Annotated in this window: 14 protein-coding genes and 1 pseudogene; 9 read left to right on the top strand and 6 right to left on the bottom strand. The window is 71.6% G+C overall.

The window, feature by feature from the left end; genetic code table 11:
• The first annotated feature begins 13 nt into the window (after nt 1–13).
• The 6 genes from ACFVKT_RS23545 to ACFVKT_RS23570 all read left to right on the top strand — a co-directional run bounded on the left by ACFVKT_RS23545 (nt 14) and on the right by ACFVKT_RS23570 (nt 5,077).
• Entirely contained in the window at nt 14–664 is a 651-nt protein-coding gene (locus ACFVKT_RS23545; protein ID WP_385734531.1) for a class I SAM-dependent methyltransferase, read from the top strand.
• A gap of 55 nt (nt 665–719) precedes the next feature.
• Complete coding sequence (locus ACFVKT_RS23550; protein ID WP_385735020.1) at nt 720–1,367, top strand: LysE family translocator; 648 nt, start codon at nt 720–722, stop codon at nt 1,365–1,367.
• A gap of 131 nt (nt 1,368–1,498) precedes the next feature.
• Entirely contained in the window at nt 1,499–2,434 is a 936-nt protein-coding gene (locus ACFVKT_RS23555; RefSeq protein ID WP_385734533.1) for an N-acetylmuramoyl-L-alanine amidase, read from the top strand.
• A gap of 163 nt (nt 2,435–2,597) precedes the next feature.
• Complete coding sequence (locus ACFVKT_RS23560) at nt 2,598–3,431, top strand: hypothetical protein (RefSeq protein ID WP_385734535.1); 834 nt, start codon at nt 2,598–2,600, stop codon at nt 3,429–3,431.
• Nucleotides 3,432–3,542: 111 nt separating this feature from the next.
• Nucleotides 3,543–4,553: an LLM class F420-dependent oxidoreductase gene (locus ACFVKT_RS23565; protein ID WP_385734537.1), complete on the top strand. Its 1,011-nt coding sequence runs from the start codon at nt 3,543–3,545 to the stop codon at nt 4,551–4,553.
• A gap of 230 nt (nt 4,554–4,783) precedes the next feature.
• Entirely contained in the window at nt 4,784–5,077 is a 294-nt protein-coding gene (locus tag ACFVKT_RS23570; protein ID WP_385734539.1) for a hypothetical protein, read from the top strand.
• Nucleotides 5,078–5,120: 43 nt separating this feature from the next.
• Here ACFVKT_RS23570 and ACFVKT_RS23575 read toward each other — a convergent pair whose 3' ends face one another.
• From ACFVKT_RS23575 to ACFVKT_RS23585, 3 genes are read right to left on the bottom strand one after another with little or no spacing between them, the layout of a single operon-like run.
• On the bottom strand, nt 5,121–6,191 hold the full coding sequence (locus ACFVKT_RS23575; RefSeq protein WP_385734541.1) for a prenyltransferase: 1,071 nt from the start codon (nt 6,189–6,191) through the stop codon (nt 5,121–5,123).
• Nucleotides 6,188–7,000: a class I SAM-dependent methyltransferase gene (locus tag ACFVKT_RS23580; RefSeq protein WP_385734542.1), complete on the bottom strand. Its 813-nt coding sequence runs from the start codon at nt 6,998–7,000 to the stop codon at nt 6,188–6,190. Before ACFVKT_RS23580 ends, ACFVKT_RS23575 begins: the two co-directional genes overlap by 4 nt.
• A complete protein-coding gene (locus ACFVKT_RS23585) occupies nt 6,994–8,682 on the bottom strand; it encodes a glycosyltransferase (RefSeq protein ID WP_385734544.1) in 1,689 nt (562 codons plus the stop codon). The genes ACFVKT_RS23580 and ACFVKT_RS23585 overlap by 7 nt, the downstream gene beginning before the upstream one ends.
• A gap of 496 nt (nt 8,683–9,178) precedes the next feature.
• On the opposite strand from ACFVKT_RS23585, the pseudogene ACFVKT_RS23590 reads away from it, so the two are divergent.
• A pseudogene (locus ACFVKT_RS23590) lies at nt 9,179–9,772 on the top strand (TetR family transcriptional regulator); the annotation flags it as partial.
• A 41-nt stretch (nt 9,773–9,813) separates the two neighbouring features.
• Here ACFVKT_RS23590 and ACFVKT_RS23595 read toward each other — a convergent pair.
• Both ACFVKT_RS23595 and ACFVKT_RS23600 read right to left on the bottom strand, forming a co-directional pair.
• Nucleotides 9,814–10,047 carry a ferredoxin gene (locus ACFVKT_RS23595; RefSeq protein ID WP_385734546.1) on the bottom strand — a complete coding sequence of 78 codons (234 nt, stop codon included), beginning with the start codon at nt 10,045–10,047 and terminating at the stop codon, nt 9,814–9,816.
• Nucleotides 10,048–10,049: 2 nt separating this feature from the next.
• Nucleotides 10,050–11,507 (bottom strand): aldehyde dehydrogenase, encoded by a 1,458-nt coding sequence (locus tag ACFVKT_RS23600; RefSeq protein WP_385734548.1) that lies wholly within the window; start codon nt 11,505–11,507, stop codon nt 10,050–10,052.
• 256 nt (nt 11,508–11,763) lie between these two features.
• Here ACFVKT_RS23600 and ACFVKT_RS23605 point away from each other — a divergent pair, with 256 nt between their 5' ends.
• The gene (locus ACFVKT_RS23605) at nt 11,764–12,828 is read left to right on the top strand and encodes an MBL fold metallo-hydrolase (protein WP_385734550.1); all 1,065 of its coding nucleotides are present in this window, start codon (nt 11,764–11,766) and stop codon (nt 12,826–12,828) included.
• On the opposite strand, the gene ACFVKT_RS23610 is transcribed toward ACFVKT_RS23605, so the two are convergent.
• Nucleotides 12,807–15,665 carry an NB-ARC domain-containing protein gene (locus ACFVKT_RS23610; RefSeq protein ID WP_385734552.1) on the bottom strand — a complete coding sequence of 953 codons (2,859 nt, stop codon included), beginning with the start codon at nt 15,663–15,665 and terminating at the stop codon, nt 12,807–12,809. The genes ACFVKT_RS23605 and ACFVKT_RS23610 overlap by 22 nt on opposite strands.
• 408 nt (nt 15,666–16,073) lie before the next feature.
• On the opposite strand from ACFVKT_RS23610, the gene ACFVKT_RS23615 reads away from it, so the two are divergent.
• A complete protein-coding gene (locus tag ACFVKT_RS23615; RefSeq protein ID WP_385734554.1) occupies nt 16,074–17,141 on the top strand; it encodes a PP2C family protein-serine/threonine phosphatase in 1,068 nt (355 codons plus the stop codon).
• The last annotated feature ends 13 nt before the right edge of the window (nt 17,142–17,154 follow it).

Consider the following 17,154-nt stretch of genomic DNA (forward strand, 5'->3'; position numbering starts at 1 on the left):
CTGGAGGACCCCCATGCCCGCGGCACCCAAGCCGGAGATCCTCGCCGCCTTCGAGGCCGCCAAGGGGTTCATGCCCATGGGCGAGGGGCTCGCGCTGTACGAGGCCGCCGTCGAGGCCGGACGGCTGGGGCTGCCGCTGCTTGAGGTCGGCACGTACTGCGGGCGCTCCACCGTTCTGCTCGCCGACGCGGCGCGCCAGGCCGGAGTCACGGCGATCACGGTCGACCACCACCGGGGCAGCGAGGAGCAGCAGCCGGGCTGGGAGTACCACGACCCGTCCACGGTCGACCCCGAGCTCGGCCTCATGGACACCCTCCCCACCTTCCGCCGCACCCTCCACAAGGCGGGTCTGGAGGACCACGTGGTCGCGGTGGTCGGCCGCTCGCCGCAGATCGCCGCGTTCTGGAGGTCCCCTCTCGGCCTGGTCTTCATCGACGGCGGCCACACCGACGAGCACGCCTCCGGCGACTACGAGGGCTGGGCGCCGCATGTCGCCGAGGGCGGGCTGCTGCTGATCCACGACGTGTTCCCTGACCCGGCCGACGAGTTCACCGGTCAGGCCCCGTACCGCGTCTACCTGCGGGCCCTGGAGTCCGGCGCGTTCACGGAGGTCTCGGTGACGGACTCGCTGCGGGTGCTGCGGCGTACGGGGCCGGGGATCTGAGCCGGGACTCCCTGGGCGGAAAACGCCTGGAACCATGCCCGCCCTCCGTGCTCCCATGGGCCGCATGATGTCCGCCGACCGACTGCTGGCCTTCGCGGCCATGTCGTTGCTGCTGATCGTGATACCCGGCCCAAGCGTGCTGTTCGTGATCGGACGGGCGCTGGCGCAGGGGCGCCGTGCCGCGCTGACGACGGTCGCGGGGAACACCCTCGGGGCGTACGTCCTCGTCGTGGCGGTCGCTCTCGGGGTCGGGGCCGTCGTGGAGCGCTCGGTCCTCGTGTTCACGGCGCTGAAGCTGGTGGGCGCCGCCTACCTGGTGTACCTCGGCGTCAAGGCGGTGCGCCAACGCCGTTCGCTGCACGCCGCGTTCACCGGTGACGGTCCCGCGCACGGCGGACTGCGGACGCTGTGGGAGGGGTTCGCTGTCGGAGTCGCCAACCCCAAGACCATCGTGTTCTTCGCCGCCGTACTGCCGCAGTTCGTCGACCGGAGCCAGGGGCACGTCACGGCTCAGATGCTGCTGCTCGGTCTGGTCTTCAACGTCATCGCGGTGGTGTGCGACAGCGTCTGGGGGCTGGTCGCGGCCACCACGCGCGACTGGTTCGCCGGTTCGCCGCGGCGGCTCGCCCTGATCGGCGGAGTCGGCGGGCTCACGATGATCGGCCTCGGTGTGACGGTCGCGGCGACGGGCCGAAAGGAGTAGTTCCGCCCGGCGGAGCACGGCAGAGCACGGACGGCGGAACACGGCAGAGCAAGGCAGAGCACGGACGGCAGAGCACGGCGCTCGCGGCACCCCGCGGACCACGTGGCGCGCCGACCCGTAGGGTGGCTCCCGTGTCGTATCTGGGCCCTGAATTCTCTCCTTCCCAGCCGCGCCGTTCCCGGCGCGGGCCGTTGACCGTGGCGGTCGCCGCGCTGGTGCCGGGTGCGCTGGCCGGGTGGCTGGTGTGGCAGGCGGTGGGTGACGACTCCGGGGATAAGGGCGCTCCGCAGCAGGCGCGCGGTACCGCCCCCTCCGCGGCCGGGTCCGCGGAGGCGCCGAGCACCGGCGACGGCAAGGAACCGAGCCCCTCGGCGTCCGCTCCCGCCGCAGCGACCCCCCTCAAGGGCAAGGTCGTCGTCATCGACCCGGGGCACAACCCCGGCAACTTCCAGCACACGGCCGAGATCAGCCGCAAGGTGGACATCGGCACGAACTCGAAGGAATGCGATACGACGGGCACGGCGACCAACGCGGGTTACCCGGAGGCGCAGTTCACCCTCGACGTCGCGCGGCGGCTGCGTACGATCCTGCAACAGCAGGGCGCCACGGTGAAGTTCACCCAGGACGGGGACCGTTCCTGGGGTCCGTGCATCGACGAGCGGGCCGAGATCGGCAACACTGCGCACGCCGACGCGGCCGTCTCGATCCACGCGGACGGCGCGGGCGCCGGCCAGCGCGGTTTCCATGTGATCCTTCCCGGGCCCGTCCACGACGGCGCCGCCGACACCCGCCCGATCGTCGCCCCGTCCCGCGAACTCGGCGAGCGCGTCGCCGACGACTTCGCCCGCGAGACGGGCACCGCGCCCTCCAACTACATCGGCGACGGCACCGGTCTCGACGTCCGGACGGACCTCGGCGGTCTCAATCTGTCAACGGTTCCCAAGGTGTTCATCGAGTGCGGCAACATGCGTGACAGCAAGGACGCGGCACTGCTGACCAGCGACGCCTGGCGGCAGCGGGCGGCACGGGGGATCTCTGAGGGAATCGTGAGTTTCCTGCGCGGGTGACGATCAGTGCCCTCAACCCGGCGGACACCCTGGTGGGACGGGAGATAGTGTCGTCCTTACGATGAGGGGCCACCCCCGCGCTTCACACCACGGCCTTACGGGGACAAGGTGACGGCGACGCCTCCCGACCGACGACGAGACGACCTGCGAAGGACCGACTGAAGTGAATATCCGCTCCCTCACTCGAGGCGACGGCGTGGTGATCGGAGCAGCGGTGTTGCTGTTCATCGCCTCGTTCTTCGCCATCTACTCCGCTGACGGTGCCGAAGGCGTCGACCTCCCCAGTGCCTGGGGAAGCGCGCCGCTGCTCATGAGCGTCTTCCTGGCCGGCATCATCGGCGCCGCGCTGATCGTTGTCTCCCACGGTCTGCCGCAGGTGCCCAAGGTCGTCGGCCTCGACCTCGGCCAGTTCGGCGTCGCCTTCACGGTCTTCGCCGCCTGGAGCGCGCTCGGGAACGTCTTCGACCCGGCGGGCGGCTACAACAACCTGGGTGGCCTCAGCGGCAGTGGCCCCGACGCCGGTACCGGCGCCATCCTCGGCCTGGTCGCGACCCTGATCCTCGCCGGCGCCGCCATCGCCACCCCCCTCGTCCCGGCCCTGAAGGTCGCGCTGCTCCCCGCCCCCAAGCCGGCCGCCCCCCAGCCCTACGGCGGCCAGCCCCAGGGCGGATACGGCTACCCGGGCGCCCAGCAGCCCGGTCAGCCCTACGGCGCGCAGCCGCAGGCGGGCCAGCCGTTCGGTGCCCAGCCCAGCCAGCCGCAGCAGGCGCCGGCTCCGCAGGTGCAGCAGCCGGCCGGGGACTTCTCCCCGTTCTGGTTCGCGGTGCCGGTGCCGCGTCCGCTGTACGCGGAGGACGGTTCGCCGACGCCGATCGCCGAACTGGCGCCGGGCACCTGGTACCTGGCCGTCGAGCAGCGCGGCCCGAGCCTGGTGGCGCAGACACAGGACGGCCGTCGTGGTGTTCTGCAGGACACGTCGGGGATCCAGCGCGGCTGACGCGCGGCACGCTCCCGTGCGGCCCCTCGCCCTTCCGGGCGGGGGGCCGTTGTCGTACGCTCACCCGGCCGACAGCTGACACCTCGTCAGAACAGGGCGTCTGGAGGGCACATGCGACTCGGTCTCGCACTCGGCTACTGGGGCCGGGGCCCCTCCGCCGACCACATACCGCTCGCGCAGGAGGCGGAACGCCTCGGCTACCACTCCGTGTGGACGGCCGAGTCCTGGGGCTCCGACGCCTTCACCCCGCTGACCTGGATCGCCGCGCAGACCTCCCGCATCCGGCTCGGCACGGCCGTCGCGCAGATGGCCGCCCGCTCCCCCACCACCACGGCGATGCACGCGCTCACGCTCGACCATCTCTCGGGCGGGCGCATGATGCTCGGCCTCGGTCTTTCCGGGCCGCAGGTCGTCGAGGGCTGGTACGGGCGCCCGTTCCCGAAGTCGCCGCTGACCGCGACCCGGGAGTACGTCGATGTCGTACGCCAAGTCCTCAGGCGCGAGGCCCCCGTCGAGCTGGACGGGCGCTTCCACTCGCACCCGTACCGCGGCGCCGACGGCACCGGCCTCGGCAAGGCGCTCAAGTCCATCACGCATCCGCTGCGCGCCGAACTGCCCGTCCTGCTCGGCGCCGAGGGCCCGAAGAACATCGCGCAGACGACCCGCATCGCGGACGGCTGGCTGCCGCTGTACTGGTCGCCGACCCGTCCGCAGGCGTACGAGGCCTCGCTGACCGACCTGCGTGACGGCTTCCTCATCGCCCCGATGGCCCGCGCCCACGTCTGCGACGATCTCGCCGAAGGGCTGCTGCCCGTCAAGGCCATGCTCGGCTTCTACATCGGCGGGATGGGGCACTCGGCACGCAACTTCCACGCCGACCTGATGGCACGGATGGGCTTCGAGGAGGAGGCCCGGCGCGTCCAGGAGCTGTTCCTCGCCGGGCGCCGCGAGGAGGCCGTACTCGCCGTGCCCGACGCCTTCGCCGACGAGATCTCCCTCGTCGGCCCGCGTGAACGCATCGCCGAACGCCTGGAGTTGTGGCGCAAGGGCCCGGTGACCGACCTGCTCGTGCTCTCCCCCGACCCGCACACCCTGCGCGTCCTGGCCGAGCTCAACACCTAGCCTCGGCTCTCAGCCACCGCTGAGCCTGCGTCCGTCGGCGCAGGGTGAGCGCCACGATCAGGCGCCGTATCGGTACGGGCACGGGAACCTCCGGAAGGGAACGGCTCTCCCCGGTTCCGGGAGAACACGGCTCTGCCGGCAGCGTCGCCCGGCTCCCCTCCCCCCCCCGTTGCGCCACTTGAGGGAACCCGTTCGGGTTTCACCCACCGTTCTCGGGCAACACGGGGGTCATGTCCTCTCGAAACCGCAACGGTTCCAACCAGGCGGGCAGGGTCATCGCGATCGTCGCCGACGTGATGGCGCTCATCCTCGGTCTCTGGATCCTGATGTACCTATTGGACGCGAACCGCGCCAACGACCTGGTGCAGTTCATCCACGACGTGGCCGCGTGGCTGGCGGGCTGGTCACGTGACCTGTTCACCTTCGACAAGGAGTGGGCGCGCGTCGTCGCGGGCTACGGGCTCGCAGCCGTCGTCTACCTCTTCATCGGCCACGCCATCGCCAACCGTATGCACCGGCACTGAGCACTTGCGCACCTGACGCGTCCTGAGACCCCGGCTGAATCTGCTACCGGCAGCAGTCGGGGTCCAGGCCCGTCGGGAGCCGCTCGCCGCTGAAGACGGCGCAGGTGGGCTCGTCGCCGCCCAGCGCGGCGACGGCCAGCAGCAGCGACCCGGCCGTCCAACTGGTGAGTTCCTCCGGCCAGATGGCCTGGTCCTCGTAGACGTAGCCGGTCCAGTACAGCCCGGTCTTCGGGTCGCGCAGGTGCTGGATGGACTGGAGGATCTCCAGGGCGCGGTCGGACTCGCCCACGGCCCAGAGCGCCAGGGCCAGTTCCGCCGATTCACCGCCGGTCACCCACGGGTTGGGGACCACACAGCGGACGCCGACCCCGGGGACCACGAACCGGTCCCAGCCCTCCTCGATACGGGACTTGGCCTGGGCGCCGGTCAACGCGCCGCCGAGCACCGGGTAGTACCAGTCCATCGAGTAGCGGCCCTTGTCGAGGAACCGCTCGGGGTGCCCGCCGATCGCGTGCCGCAGCGCGCCCACCGCCAACTCCCAGTCGGGCTGCGGTTCTTCACGCTGCTCGGCGATGGCGAGTGCACAGCGCAAGGCGTGATGGATCGACGAACTCCCGGTCAGCAGCGCGTCGTTGACGGCCCGCCCGTCCTCCTCGCGCTTCCAGCCGATCTGCCCGCCGGGCTGCTGGAGCCGGAGCACGAACTCCATCGCCGCGTAGACGGTCGGCCACATCCGGTCCAGGAACGCGTCGTCGCCCGTCGCGAGATAGTGGTGCCAGACGCCCACCGCGACATACGCGCAGAAGTTGGTCTCCAGACCACGGTCGGTGACGTCCGCGAAGTCCCCGTCGGCGTACGCCGCGTACCAGGACCCGTCCTGGTTCTGATGGCGCGCGAGCCACACATAGGCGCGCTCCGCCGCCTCGTGCTCCCCCGCCGCGTCCAGCGCCATGGCCGCCTCGGTGTGGTCCCACGGGTCCAGGTGATGCCCGCGGAACCACGGGATGGCACCGTCCGGGCGCTGCACCTCGAGGATCCCGCGCACCGTGGCGGCAGCCTCCTCGGCGGTGAGGACCCCGGGCAGGACGAGGTGTTCTGTCCGGGGAGTCGTCACCGGCCGGCCACCTCGACGGACTCGGCCGGCTGCGCGACGTCTGCGGACTCGACCGCGACGTCTGCGGATTCGGCTGACTCCGCGGACTCGACCGGCAGGTGCGGCTTGGTCGCGTACGCCACGAAGCTCTTGCCGATCAGCGGGTTCAGCGCGTTCTCCGCGACCCGGGTGGCGAGCGGTTTCTTCATGATGTCCCAGACCAGGAGCTTGTGGTACGCCCGCACGGGCAGCGCCTTCTCGTTGTCGACGCCGAACGCGCACTTCAGCCACCAGTAGGGCGAGTGCAGGGCGTGCGCGTGATGGGTGCCGTACGGCCGGAGCCCGGCTTCCCTGATCTTGGCGAGGAGTTCGTCCGCCTTGTAGATGCGGATGTGGCCGCCCTCGACCTCGTGGTACGCGTCGGACAGTGTCCAGCAGACCTTCTCGGGCCCGTAGCGCGGGACGGTGATCGCGATGCGGCCGCCGGGCCTGAGCACCCGGACCATCTCGGCGAGTACGCCCTTGTCGTCCGGGATGTGCTCCATGACCTCGGAGATGATCACGACGTCGAAGGACTCATCGGGGAAGGGCAGCGCCAGGGCGTCGCCCTCCATGGCCGTCGCGGTGGCCCCTGCGGGCGCCTCGCCCGCCTCCTTCATCGCCGCGAACCACTTGGCGACCTCGCGGATCTCCTCGCCGTTCTGGTCCAGCGCGACCACCTGGGCACCACGCCGGTAACACTCGAACGCGTGCCGGCCGGCACCGCATCCGAGGTCCAGTACGCGGTCGCCCGGGGCGAGCGGGAACCGGGAGAAGTCGACGGTCAGCACGTGGCCCTGCTTTCGCGGTCGGGGGTGGGGGGTGCGGGGGCGCCCGTTGCGGTCGCGGGGGCGGGGGTGCCGGTCGCGGGGGCGCCCGTTGCGGTCGCGGGGTCGGGGGTGCCGGTCGCGGGGGCGCCCGTTTCGGTCGCGGGGTCGGGAGTGCCGGTCACGGGGGCGCCCGTTTCGGTCGCGCGGTCAGGGGTGCCGGCCGCGGGGGCGCCCGCGTCGGGGGCGGGGTCTGTGGTGGCCGCGGAGCGGCCGGGAGGCTGGGGCGCGGAGCGGTGAGGGCCTGGCGCGGAGCGGCTGGGGGGTTCGGGCGCGGAGCGGCCTACGGCTCCGGGCGCAAGGTCGGCCGTGGACCTGGCCGTGGGGCCGCTGGGGGAAGTGCCCGCGGAGCGGGTCATGGCCTCGCGGTAGTGGGTCACCGTGCCCTCGGCGGCTCGGGCCCAGGTGAAGCGGGTCAGTACGCGCGCGCGTCCGGCGGAGCCGAGGCGGGCCCGGAGTTCGGGGTTGCCCAGGACGCGGCTCAGTGCGGCGGCCAGCGCTCCCGAGTCACCGGGGGGTACGGCGAGGCAGGTCTCTCCGTCGGGCCCGGCGACCTCCGGGATCGCACCGCCGGTGGTGGCCACGAGCGGCGTCCCCGTCGCCATCGCCTCGGCAGCGGGCAGCGAGAACCCCTCGTACAGGGAGGGCACGCAGGCGACTTCGGCCGACCGTACGAGGTCGACGAGTTCGGCGTCGGAGATCCCCTTGACGAACTCGACGGCGCCTTCGAGGCCGTACCGCTCGATGGCCTGGGCGACGGGCCCGTCCTCGGCGCGCCTGCCGACGACGACGAGGTGCGCGCCGGGGTGCTCGGTACGTACCTTCGCGAGCGCCTCGACGAGGAAGACGAGCCCCTTGAGCGGCACGTCCGCGCTGGACGTGGTGACGATCCGGCCCGGCACCTGAGGCACTGCGGGATCCGGCGAGAAAAGGTCGGTGTCCGCGCCGATGTGCACGACATGGATGCGGTCGTCGCGTACGCCGAGGTGCTCGACGATCTCCTGGCGTGACGTACCGGAGACGGTGAGCACGGAGGGCAGGCGGCGCGCGACGCGCTTCTGCATGCGCGTGAAGGCGTACCAGCGGCGCACGGACATCCGTCGCTTCCAGCCCTCGGCGGCGTCGATCTCCAACTGCCGGTCGACGGTGATGGGGTGGTGGATGGTGGTGACCAGCGGGGCACCGACATCCCCCAACAGCCCGTACCCCAGTGTCTGGTTGTCGTGGATGACGTCGAACTCGCCGCGCCGGGCCCGCAGATGGTGGCGGGCGCGCAGCGAGAAGGTCAGCGGCTCGGGAAAGCCGCCGGTCCACATCGTGCCGACCTCCAGCGCGTCGACCCAGTCGCGGTACTCACCGCGCCTGGGGGTGCGAAAGGGGTCCGGCTGGCGGTACAGGTCGAGGCTGGGCAACTCGGTGAGACGCAGGGCGGGAAGGCCTTCGTCCAGCACCGGATACGGCTGGGAGCCGATGACCTCGACATGGTGTCCGAGTCGGGCGAGCTCACGCGAGAGGTGTCGTACGTACACACCCTGGCCGCCGCAGAACGGGTTCCCCTTGTAGGTGAGAAGCGCGATGCGCAACGGTCGTTCGCCGTCGGCGGCCGCGCCCTCGCCGGGGCCCGCCTCCATGGCCTCAGCGGTCACTCTCGGCCCCCTTCTCCCTGCACTTTCCCGCGAGATTACGCCGGGACGCTAATCTAGAACAAGTTTCAGACTTGATCGTTCACGGAGCTTTGAATCTACCGGCAGGTAGCCCGGCTGTGAGCGGTGGATCAGGTGATTCACGCCACGACCGCGTGGCGCGGTCACCTGGTCCGCGCGACGGCGGCAAGCCCTGCCGTACCGACTCGTCACTCCTCTCGCTGATGTCACGGAATGTCACGGAACGGGACCCATGCCTGCGGAAGCCAAGGCGGACACGAACAGCGCGCGAACAGACGCACGACCACCGGACTCGCGAGCAGGGTCGGGTGCGGACTCGCAACCGGACTCGCGAACAGGGTCGGGTCCGGACTCGCAACCGGACTCGCGAACAGGGTCGGGTCCGGACTCGCAACCGGACTCGCGAACAAACCCGCGTCCGGACTCGCCCTCCGCCGCGCAGCACCCCCCTCGCCCCCTCTCGTACTCCACCGCCCTCCCCGCCTCCGCTCCGCTCACCGAGCGGCAGGAGGCGCGCCGCCGCCGGATCCTGCACGCGAGCGCGCAGCTGGCCAGCCGGGGCGGTTTCGACGCGGTGCAGATGCGTGAGGTCGCGGAGTCCTCGCAGGTCGCCCTGGGCACGCTCTACCGCTACTTCCCGTCGAAGGTCCATCTGCTGGTCGCCACGATGCAGGACCAGTTGGAGCACATGCACGGCACCCTGCGGAAGAAGCCGCCGTCCGGGGACACGGCGGCCGAGCGCGTCGCGGAGACCCTGATGCGGGCCTTCCGCGCCCTGCAGCGCGAGCCGCACCTCGCCGACGCCATGGTCCGCGCGCTCACCTTCGCGGACCGCAGCGTCAGCCCCGAGGTCGACCAGGTCTCCCGGATGACCACGGTGATCATCCTGGACGCGATGGGCCTGGACGACCCCACGCCCGCCCAGCTCTCCGCGGTCCGCGTCATCGAGCACACCTGGCACTCGGCCCTCATCACCTGGCTCTCCGGCCGCGCCTCGATCGCCCAGGTGAAGATCGACATCGAGACGGTCTGCCGGCTGATCGACCTGACGGATCCGGGCGAGAAGGGCTGATTCACGCGATACGGCTATCCCTCGGAGCACCGAAGGACGGGCTACTCCTCGGGCGGGAACACCGGTTCCGCGCTCCCCAGCAGCGTGATCATGATCGCCTCCACCGGGCACCCCTCGGCCGCCTCCAGGATCTTCTCGTTGGCGTCGGGCTCCGGGTCGGCCGGGTGGGACTGCCTGCCGGTGTCGAGGCGGAACGCGTCCGGGGCGAGGTGCACGCACTGGGCGGAGCCGATGCAGACGGAGCGGTCGACCTCGACCTGCCAGCGGTCACCCATCCCTAGGCCTCCCAGCCGGCCGGCAGGTGGATCATCTTGTGCTCCAGGAACTCGCCGAAGCCCTCGGGGCCGAACTCCCGCCCCAGACCTGAGTTCTTGTAGCCGCCGAACGGGCCGAGCATGTCGAGGCTGAAGGTGTTGACGGAGTAGGTGCCGGTACGGACCTGGCGTGCGATGTCGATGCCATGCGCGACGTCCGCCGTCCAGACGCTGCCACTCAGCCCGTAGTCGGAGTCGTTGGCGATCTTCAGCGCCTCGGCCTCGTCGCCGTAGGGCAGGAGGCAGATCACCGGGCCGAAGATCTCCTCGCGGGCGATCCGCATGGAGTTGTCGACGTCGCCGAAGAGGGTCGGCTCGACGTACCAGCCGCGGTCCACGCCGGGCGGACGGCCGCCGCCGGTAAGGATTTTGGCGCCCTCCTCCTGCCCGATGCGGATGTAGTCGAGGCTGCGCTGCTGCTGCCGCCTGGCGACCAGCGGCCCGACCTGGGTCGCCGGGTCCAGCGGGTCCCCGACGACCAGCGCGCTCGCGGCCGTCGCGAAGGCGTCAGCGAACTCGTCGTAGCGCGAGCGCGGAAGCAGGATGCGGGTCTGGGCGACGCAGGCCTGGCCGTTGTTCATCCAGGCCGCCGAGACGATGCCGGGGACGGATGTCGCGAGGTCCGCGTCCGGCAGGACCACCGCCGCCGACTTGCCGCCCAACTCCAGTGTCACGCGGGTGAGATTGCGCGAGGCGACCTCCATCACCCGCCGGCCCGCCGCGACGGACCCGGTGAAGGACACCTTGTCGATCCCGGGGTGCCCGACCAGGTACTCGCTCACCTCGCGGTCCGCCGGAAGGATCGACAGGACACCCTCCGGCAGTCCGGCATCCTTCGCGATCTCCCCCAACAGGTAGGCGTCCAGGGGCGATTCGGGCGACGGCTTCAGGATGACGGTGCAGCCGGTCAGCAGCGCGGGCGCGAGCTTGGCGGCGGCCACGAACTGCGGCACGTTCCACGGCACCACGGCCGCCACGACCCCCACCGGCTCGCGCCGGACGAGGATCTTCCCGAGGACTCCGTCGCGTGTCTCCTCGTACGTGAAGCCGCGGGCGACCGTGATCGCCGCGTCCCACACCATCATCGCGCCGAGGGCCTGCGCGAGGATGCTCCAGGAGTACGGGGAGCCGTTCTCGGAGGAGATGACGCGGGCGATCTCCTCGTGCCGTAGGGCGATCCCGTCCTTGATCCGGTTCACCACCTCGATCCGCTCGTCGAGGCTCATCCGTGGCCAGGGCCCCTCGTCGAACGCCTGCCGCGCGACCGTGACGGCCCGGTCGACGTCCGCCGTCGAGGCGTGCGGCACCCGCCCGATGATCTCCTCCGTGTGCGGTGAGATCACCTCGATGACGTCCTTGCCCAGGGGGTCCGTCAACTCCCCGCCTATGAACAGCTGTCCGTGTTCAGTGAGTTCGGTCATGGCCGACTGCCTCCCCGGCGACGAGCACCGACTTTCTCTGACGATGCATCAGATGACTAGAACTGATACCAGTTCCGGTGAGTGGAGTCCACGGGTCGGACTCTTCGGGCACCTTGGGCACACAGTCGTCTCGAACCCTTCGGGATCTTCGGGCTCTTCGGGCGCTCTTCGGGCAGACGGTCGTCTCGGGCTCCCATTGGAACTGGTTCTAGTTATAGTTGGCCGGTACCCGGGACGCGGCGATTGGTGGAAGCCCATGACGCAGGTGACCGATCACAGCGGCGGCGTACGGTCGATCCGGGTCCCCATCCCGGACAACCCCCTCGGTCACACACTCGTGTACGTCCTCGACACCGACCGCGGCGCCGTCCTGATCGACACCGGCTGGGACGACCCCGCCTCCTGGGACACCCTCGCCGAGGGGCTCACCGCCTGCGGCACCTCCGTCGCCGAGGTGCACGGCGTCGTCATCACCCACCACCACCCCGACCACCACGGCCTCTCGGGCAAGGTGCGCGAGGCGTCCGGCGCGTGGCTCGCGATGCACGAGGCGGACGCCTCGGTCGTCCGGCGCACCCGGGAGAACCGGCCCGAGCGGTGGTACGCGTACATGACGGCGAAGCTGACGGCCGCGGGCGCGCCCGAGGAGCACCTGGCACCCCTGCGCAGGGCCCGCCCGGGCGCCCTGCCCGGCTTCTCCCCAGCACTTCCCGACCGTGAGATCGTCCCCGGCGAACTCCTCGATCTGGCCGGCCGCCGCCTCCGCGCGATCTGGACCCCCGGGCACACCCCCGGCCATGTCTGCCTCCACCTGGAGGAGACCCACCCCGCCCAACTCCCGGGCAACGGCCGCCTGTTCTCCGGCGATCACCTGCTCCCTGAGATCACTCCGCACATCGGCCTGTACGAGGATCCGGACGACGCCACCGTCACCGACCCCCTCGGCGACTACCTCGACTCCCTGGAGCGCGTCGGGCGATTGGCCCCCGCGGAGGTCCTCCCGGCCCACCAGCACGCGTTCGCCGACGCCCCCGCCCGCGTACGGGAGTTGCTCGACCACCACGAGGACCGCCTGACCGGCCTCCACACACTCCTCGCGGCTCCGCTCACTCCCTGGCAGCTCGCCGAACGCATGGAGTGGAACCGGCCCTGGGACCAAATCCCTTACGGATCACGGAACATCGCCGTCTCGGAGGCGGAGGCGCATGTACGGCGGCTGGTGAAACTGGGGCGGGCGGAAGCGGTGACGGGGACCGATCCGGTGACGTACGTGGCTGTTCAGCCACCGCCGGTCCTGTGTCAGCGGCCGTGGACCGCATAGTCCAGCCCCTCCTCGTACCGCATGGTGCGACCCTCCTCGTACGCCTTCTTGTACGCCGTTTCGCCGATCTCGTCGCGGACCCGGAGTTCGTGCGAGCGGCGGGTGGCGATGAGGTCGGGTGAGTCCATCTGGGCGCGGCCGGTGAGATCCCAGACACGGGCGGCTATGCCGAGGAGGCGGGCGGCGCGGGGGCCGTCGCCGGCCGCGACGACGGCGGCGGCGAGGACGTCCAGGGCGACGGCGGCGCCGACGGTGTTGTGCATCAGGACGTGCCCGGCCAGTGCCGTACGGGCGTTGCGGACCGCCGCGTGGACGTTGCCGGTCGCGAGGTCCGCGTGCGCGACGATTCCGTCGGCGAAGGCACCCGCCCAGGACTCGCCGCACTCCGCACTGGCCTCGCGCGCCTCGTCGGCCACGGTGCGCGCGCGTTCGTAGTCGCCGCCCAGCAGGTGCGTGAACGAGAGCGCGACGCGGACCTGGAGCTGGGCGGCCCCGAACGCGTCCGCCCCGATGGGCAGTCGGGGAGTCGAGGCCAGGACGTCGACCGCTTCCGACAGGCGTCCGCTCAAGGCGATTTGACCGCCCGTCAGATACGCGGCGGCGACCATCGCGACCGGGTCGCCCTGCTCCTGAGCCGCGTCCGCGCAGCGCACCGCCCAGTTGGCCGCGACCTTGAGGTCGCCCTGGAACATGGCGACCGCGCCGCGCACCCACAGGGCGCGGGTGCGGTCGGGTCCGGGGGCCGGATCGGTGGCGAGCGCCACGTCCAGGCAGTGCTGGGCGTCGCGCAGATAGCCGCAGTGCCGCCAGAGGAAACCAACGTCGGCCGCCATTTCGAGGGCGACGCGGCTGTCGGGTTCGGTGAGCGCGCAGTCCACGGCGGCGCGCAGGTTGGCGTGTTCGATGAGGACGCGTTCGCACCAGGCGACCTGGCGTCCGGTGTTCCACTCGGCGCAGCCCTCGCGGGCCAGGCCTCGGTAGTAGTCACGATGGCGCAGGCGTACGGCGCGCTCCTCACCGAGGGCGCGCAGCCAGTCGGCGCCGAACTCCCGCACCGTGTCGAGGAACTGGAAGCGGGCCGGGTCGGTGCGGTGGCGTCGCACGATGGACTGCTCGACGAGCCGGCCGAGCAGCCCGGCGATCCGCCGGGCGGGCAGCGGGCCACCCGAGCAGACCTCCTCGGCGGCACCCACACAGAAGCCGTCGGTGAACACCGAGAGACGGGCCCACAGCAGCCGCTCCAGCGGTTCGCACAGCTCATGGCTCCAGCCGATGGCCGTACGGAGGGTGTGGTGACGGGGTGGTCCTTCGCGGGGCGGGGGTTCGGAGGGCAGCCCTTCGGAGCGTGGGCCTTCGGAGCGTGGGCCTTCGCGGGGCGGGCCTTCGGAGGGCGAGCCTTGGGAGCGTGGGCTTTCGCGGGGCGGCCCTTCGGAGGGCGAGCCTTGGGAGCGTGGTTGTTCGCGGCGCGGGGCTGCGGAGCGCGGCCCTTCGGAACGCGGTCGTTCGCGGGGCGGGGCTTCGCGGTCCTGTGCGTCGGGGTCCCATCCGTCGCGGGGTGAGCCTTCGCGGTCCCGTCCCCCGCGGGACGCTCCTCCACCGTCCCGCCCGCCACGGGACGCCCCTCCACCGTCCCATCCTCCGCCGGACGACCCCCTGCCCTCCCGACCGTCCTGGGACGGACCTCCGCGATCCCGTCCCCCGCGGGACGCTCCTCCACCGTCCCACCCGCCACGGGACGCCCCTCCACCGTCCCATCCTCCGCCGGACGACCCTCCGCCCTCCCGACCGCCGTGGGACGGACCTCCGCGATCCCGTCCCCCGCGGGACGCTCCTCCACCGTCCCACCCGCCACGGGACACCCCTCCACCGTCCCATCCTCCGCCGGACGGTCCTCCGCCCTCCCGACCGTCCTGGGACGGTCCTTCGCGGTCCCGTCCGCCGTGGGACGGTCCTCCGCGATCCCGTCCACCGCCCCCCTGCACGTCACTGCCCCGCGCACCACCGCCCGGCACATCACCGTGTCGCGGTTCATCGCCCCGCGGCACGAGCACGTCGAGGCGGGATGCCAGGTGTTCGCCGAGGCGGCCGTGCAGTTCGGCGAGGGAGAGTTCCGAGAGGCGGACGGCCGCGAGTTCGATGGCGAGCGGGATGCCGTCGAGGTGGCGGCAGACGGCCTCCACCGCGGGCCGGTTGGTGTCGTCGAGCGTGAATCCCGTGGCGGCCGCGCGCTCGGCGAACAGAGCCACCGCGTCGTCGGCGACCGGCAGCGGATCGACCTGGAGCACGCGTTCACCCGGCAGGCGGAGCTGCTCCCGGCTGGTGACGAGGATGCGCAGCCCCGGCAGGGTGGGCAGCAGGGTCTCGGCGAGCGCCACGCAGTCCGCGAGGACGTGTTCGCAGGAGTCGAGGATCAGCAACAGCCGCTTGCCCATGGCCCATTCGGCCACCACCTCGGTGACCGGGCCCGTCGACTGGTCCGCGAGCCGCAGCGCCTCCACGACAGCCAGGCCCACCAGGCCCGCGGTGTGCAGCGCGGAGAGCTCCACCAGCCAGACGCCGTCGGGGTACGCGTCCCGGACCCGGGCAGCCGCCCGGGTCGCGAGCCGCGTCTTGCCGACCCCGCCGGCTCCGACAAGACTCACCAGCCGGCCGACGCCGATCCCGGGGTTCAACTCCTCGTCCAGCCAGGCGAGTTCCTCAGCCCGCCCGACAAAGCCCCGGGTCTCCGGGAGCAGATTGCCGGGACGACCGGATTGGGCGGTGGCCCGGCCACCGCTCTCGCTCTCGCTCTTCTCAGGTTCGTCCCTCGCCGGGCTCGGATTCGGGCTCGCGCTCATGCCGTCTCGTCTCGTCGGACACACCGATGTTCGTCCCGTCGGACACATCGACCAGTCTGACCCGATCACACCCACCCGTTGCCGAGGTCCGACAACTCGGACAGAAAGACGACGTAGCTCCGTCAATTCCGGACACCTTTCGACGAGATGCGATCAACTCCCCGTTGGTGACGGCGCGGAGGCCGATATTCGGTGATTGTCGGGTGAGTGAGGGACGGACGAGAGGGAGCTGGGGAACGGATGGCCGCCACAGGCGGAGGCGGTGGGGGCATCAAGAGGCGGTCCGGGGGCGCCGAGAGGCTGACGCGACGACCGCCGGCCCAGCACACCGAGGAACCTGCACGACTGTTGGCGCCCCCGCCGGGCATCGGAAGACGCACGCGGCGACCAGAGCCGACGCCGGTACCGGTGCGGGTGCCGCTCGGGGCGGAGTGGCGGGCCCGCCGGCTGCTGCTCACCCCGCTGGTCGCCTGTCTGCTGATCGCCCTGCCGGACCTGCTCGTCTCCCAGGTACCGCCGCTCATCACGCTGTTGCTGATCGGGCCGCTGCTGGCGTGCGTCAGGTTCGGGGTGCGGCACACCGTGGTGGTCTGCTGTTGGTCGGCGGCGCTGGGCCTGGCGATGGGCATCGGCGACGGCGCGGTGCCCGGCTTCGAGTTCGGCCTGCGCTGGATCGGACTGCTGCTCGGCTGCGCCCTCACCGTGTACGCGGCCCGGCAGCGCGAGCGCCTCACCATGACACTCGCCCAGGCCCGCGAGGTGGCCCGGATCACCCAGGAGGCGATTCTGCGGCCCATCTCCCGCACGCTGGACGGCACTCAGGTCTGCACCCGGTACCACAGCGCCGCCCGCGAATCGACCGTCGGCGGCGATCTCTACGACGTCGCGGTGACGCCGTACGGACTGCGTGTCCTCATCGGCGACGTACGCGGCCACGGCCTGGACGCCGTCCGGCTGACCGCCGACACGATCGCGGCCTTCCGTGAACTCGCCTACACCGCTCCGACGTTGACCGTCCTGGTCAGCGCCCTCGACACGCGGCTCGCCCCGGAGCTGGGCCCCGAGGACTTCGTCACCGCCGTGTTCGCCGAGTTCGCGCCCGGCGAGGTGCGGCTCGTCAACTGCGGCCACCCGCCGCCGTTGCGCTCCGGACATCGAGTCGAGTTCCTCGAACCCGCCGTCCCCACACCGCCGTTGGGGCTTCGCCCGGAACCGCGCCAGTACCGCGTACGCCTCCAGCCCGGCGACCGCCTGCTCCTCTACACCGACGGCCTGACCGAGGCCCGCGACACCGAGGGCACCCCCTTCCCCCTCCTCGGCGAAGCCGCCCTGGCCCTGCGTGAACCCCTCCCCGAGGAGGCCCTCGACACCCTCTACTCCCGCCTGACCGCCCACACCGGCACCGAACCCACCGACGACCTGGCCCTCGTCCTGTTGCAGCCCACGGCAGCGACGATCCCGGCACGCATCTTCTGAGGTTCAGGGACGA

Source organism: Streptomyces sp. NPDC127595 (genome assembly GCF_042671685.1).
Classification (GTDB): Bacteria; Actinomycetota; Actinomycetes; order Streptomycetales; family Streptomycetaceae; genus Streptomyces.

Excerpts from the sequence above, each read along its gene's own strand:
- ACFVKT_RS23545 (WP_385734531.1), top strand. The coding sequence starts at position 14 with ATGCCCGCGGCACCCAAGCCGGAGATCCTCGCCGCCTTCGAGGCCGCC.
- ACFVKT_RS23550 (WP_385735020.1), top strand. The coding sequence starts at position 720 with ATGGGCCGCATGATGTCCGCCGACCGACTGCTGGCCTTCGCGGCCATG.
- ACFVKT_RS23565 (WP_385734537.1), top strand. The coding sequence starts at position 3,543 with ATGCGACTCGGTCTCGCACTCGGCTACTGGGGCCGGGGCCCCTCCGCC.
- ACFVKT_RS23570 (WP_385734539.1), top strand. The coding sequence starts at position 4,784 with ATGTCCTCTCGAAACCGCAACGGTTCCAACCAGGCGGGCAGGGTCATC.
- ACFVKT_RS23595 (WP_385734546.1), bottom strand. The coding sequence starts at position 10,047 with ATGGGTGACCGCTGGCAGGTCGAGGTCGACCGCTCCGTCTGCATCGGC.
- ACFVKT_RS23600 (WP_385734548.1), bottom strand. The coding sequence starts at position 11,507 with ATGACCGAACTCACTGAACACGGACAGCTGTTCATAGGCGGGGAGTTG.
- ACFVKT_RS23605 (WP_385734550.1), top strand. The coding sequence starts at position 11,764 with ATGACGCAGGTGACCGATCACAGCGGCGGCGTACGGTCGATCCGGGTC.
- ACFVKT_RS23610 (WP_385734552.1), bottom strand. The coding sequence starts at position 15,665 with ATGAGCGCGAGCCCGAATCCGAGCCCGGCGAGGGACGAACCTGAGAAG.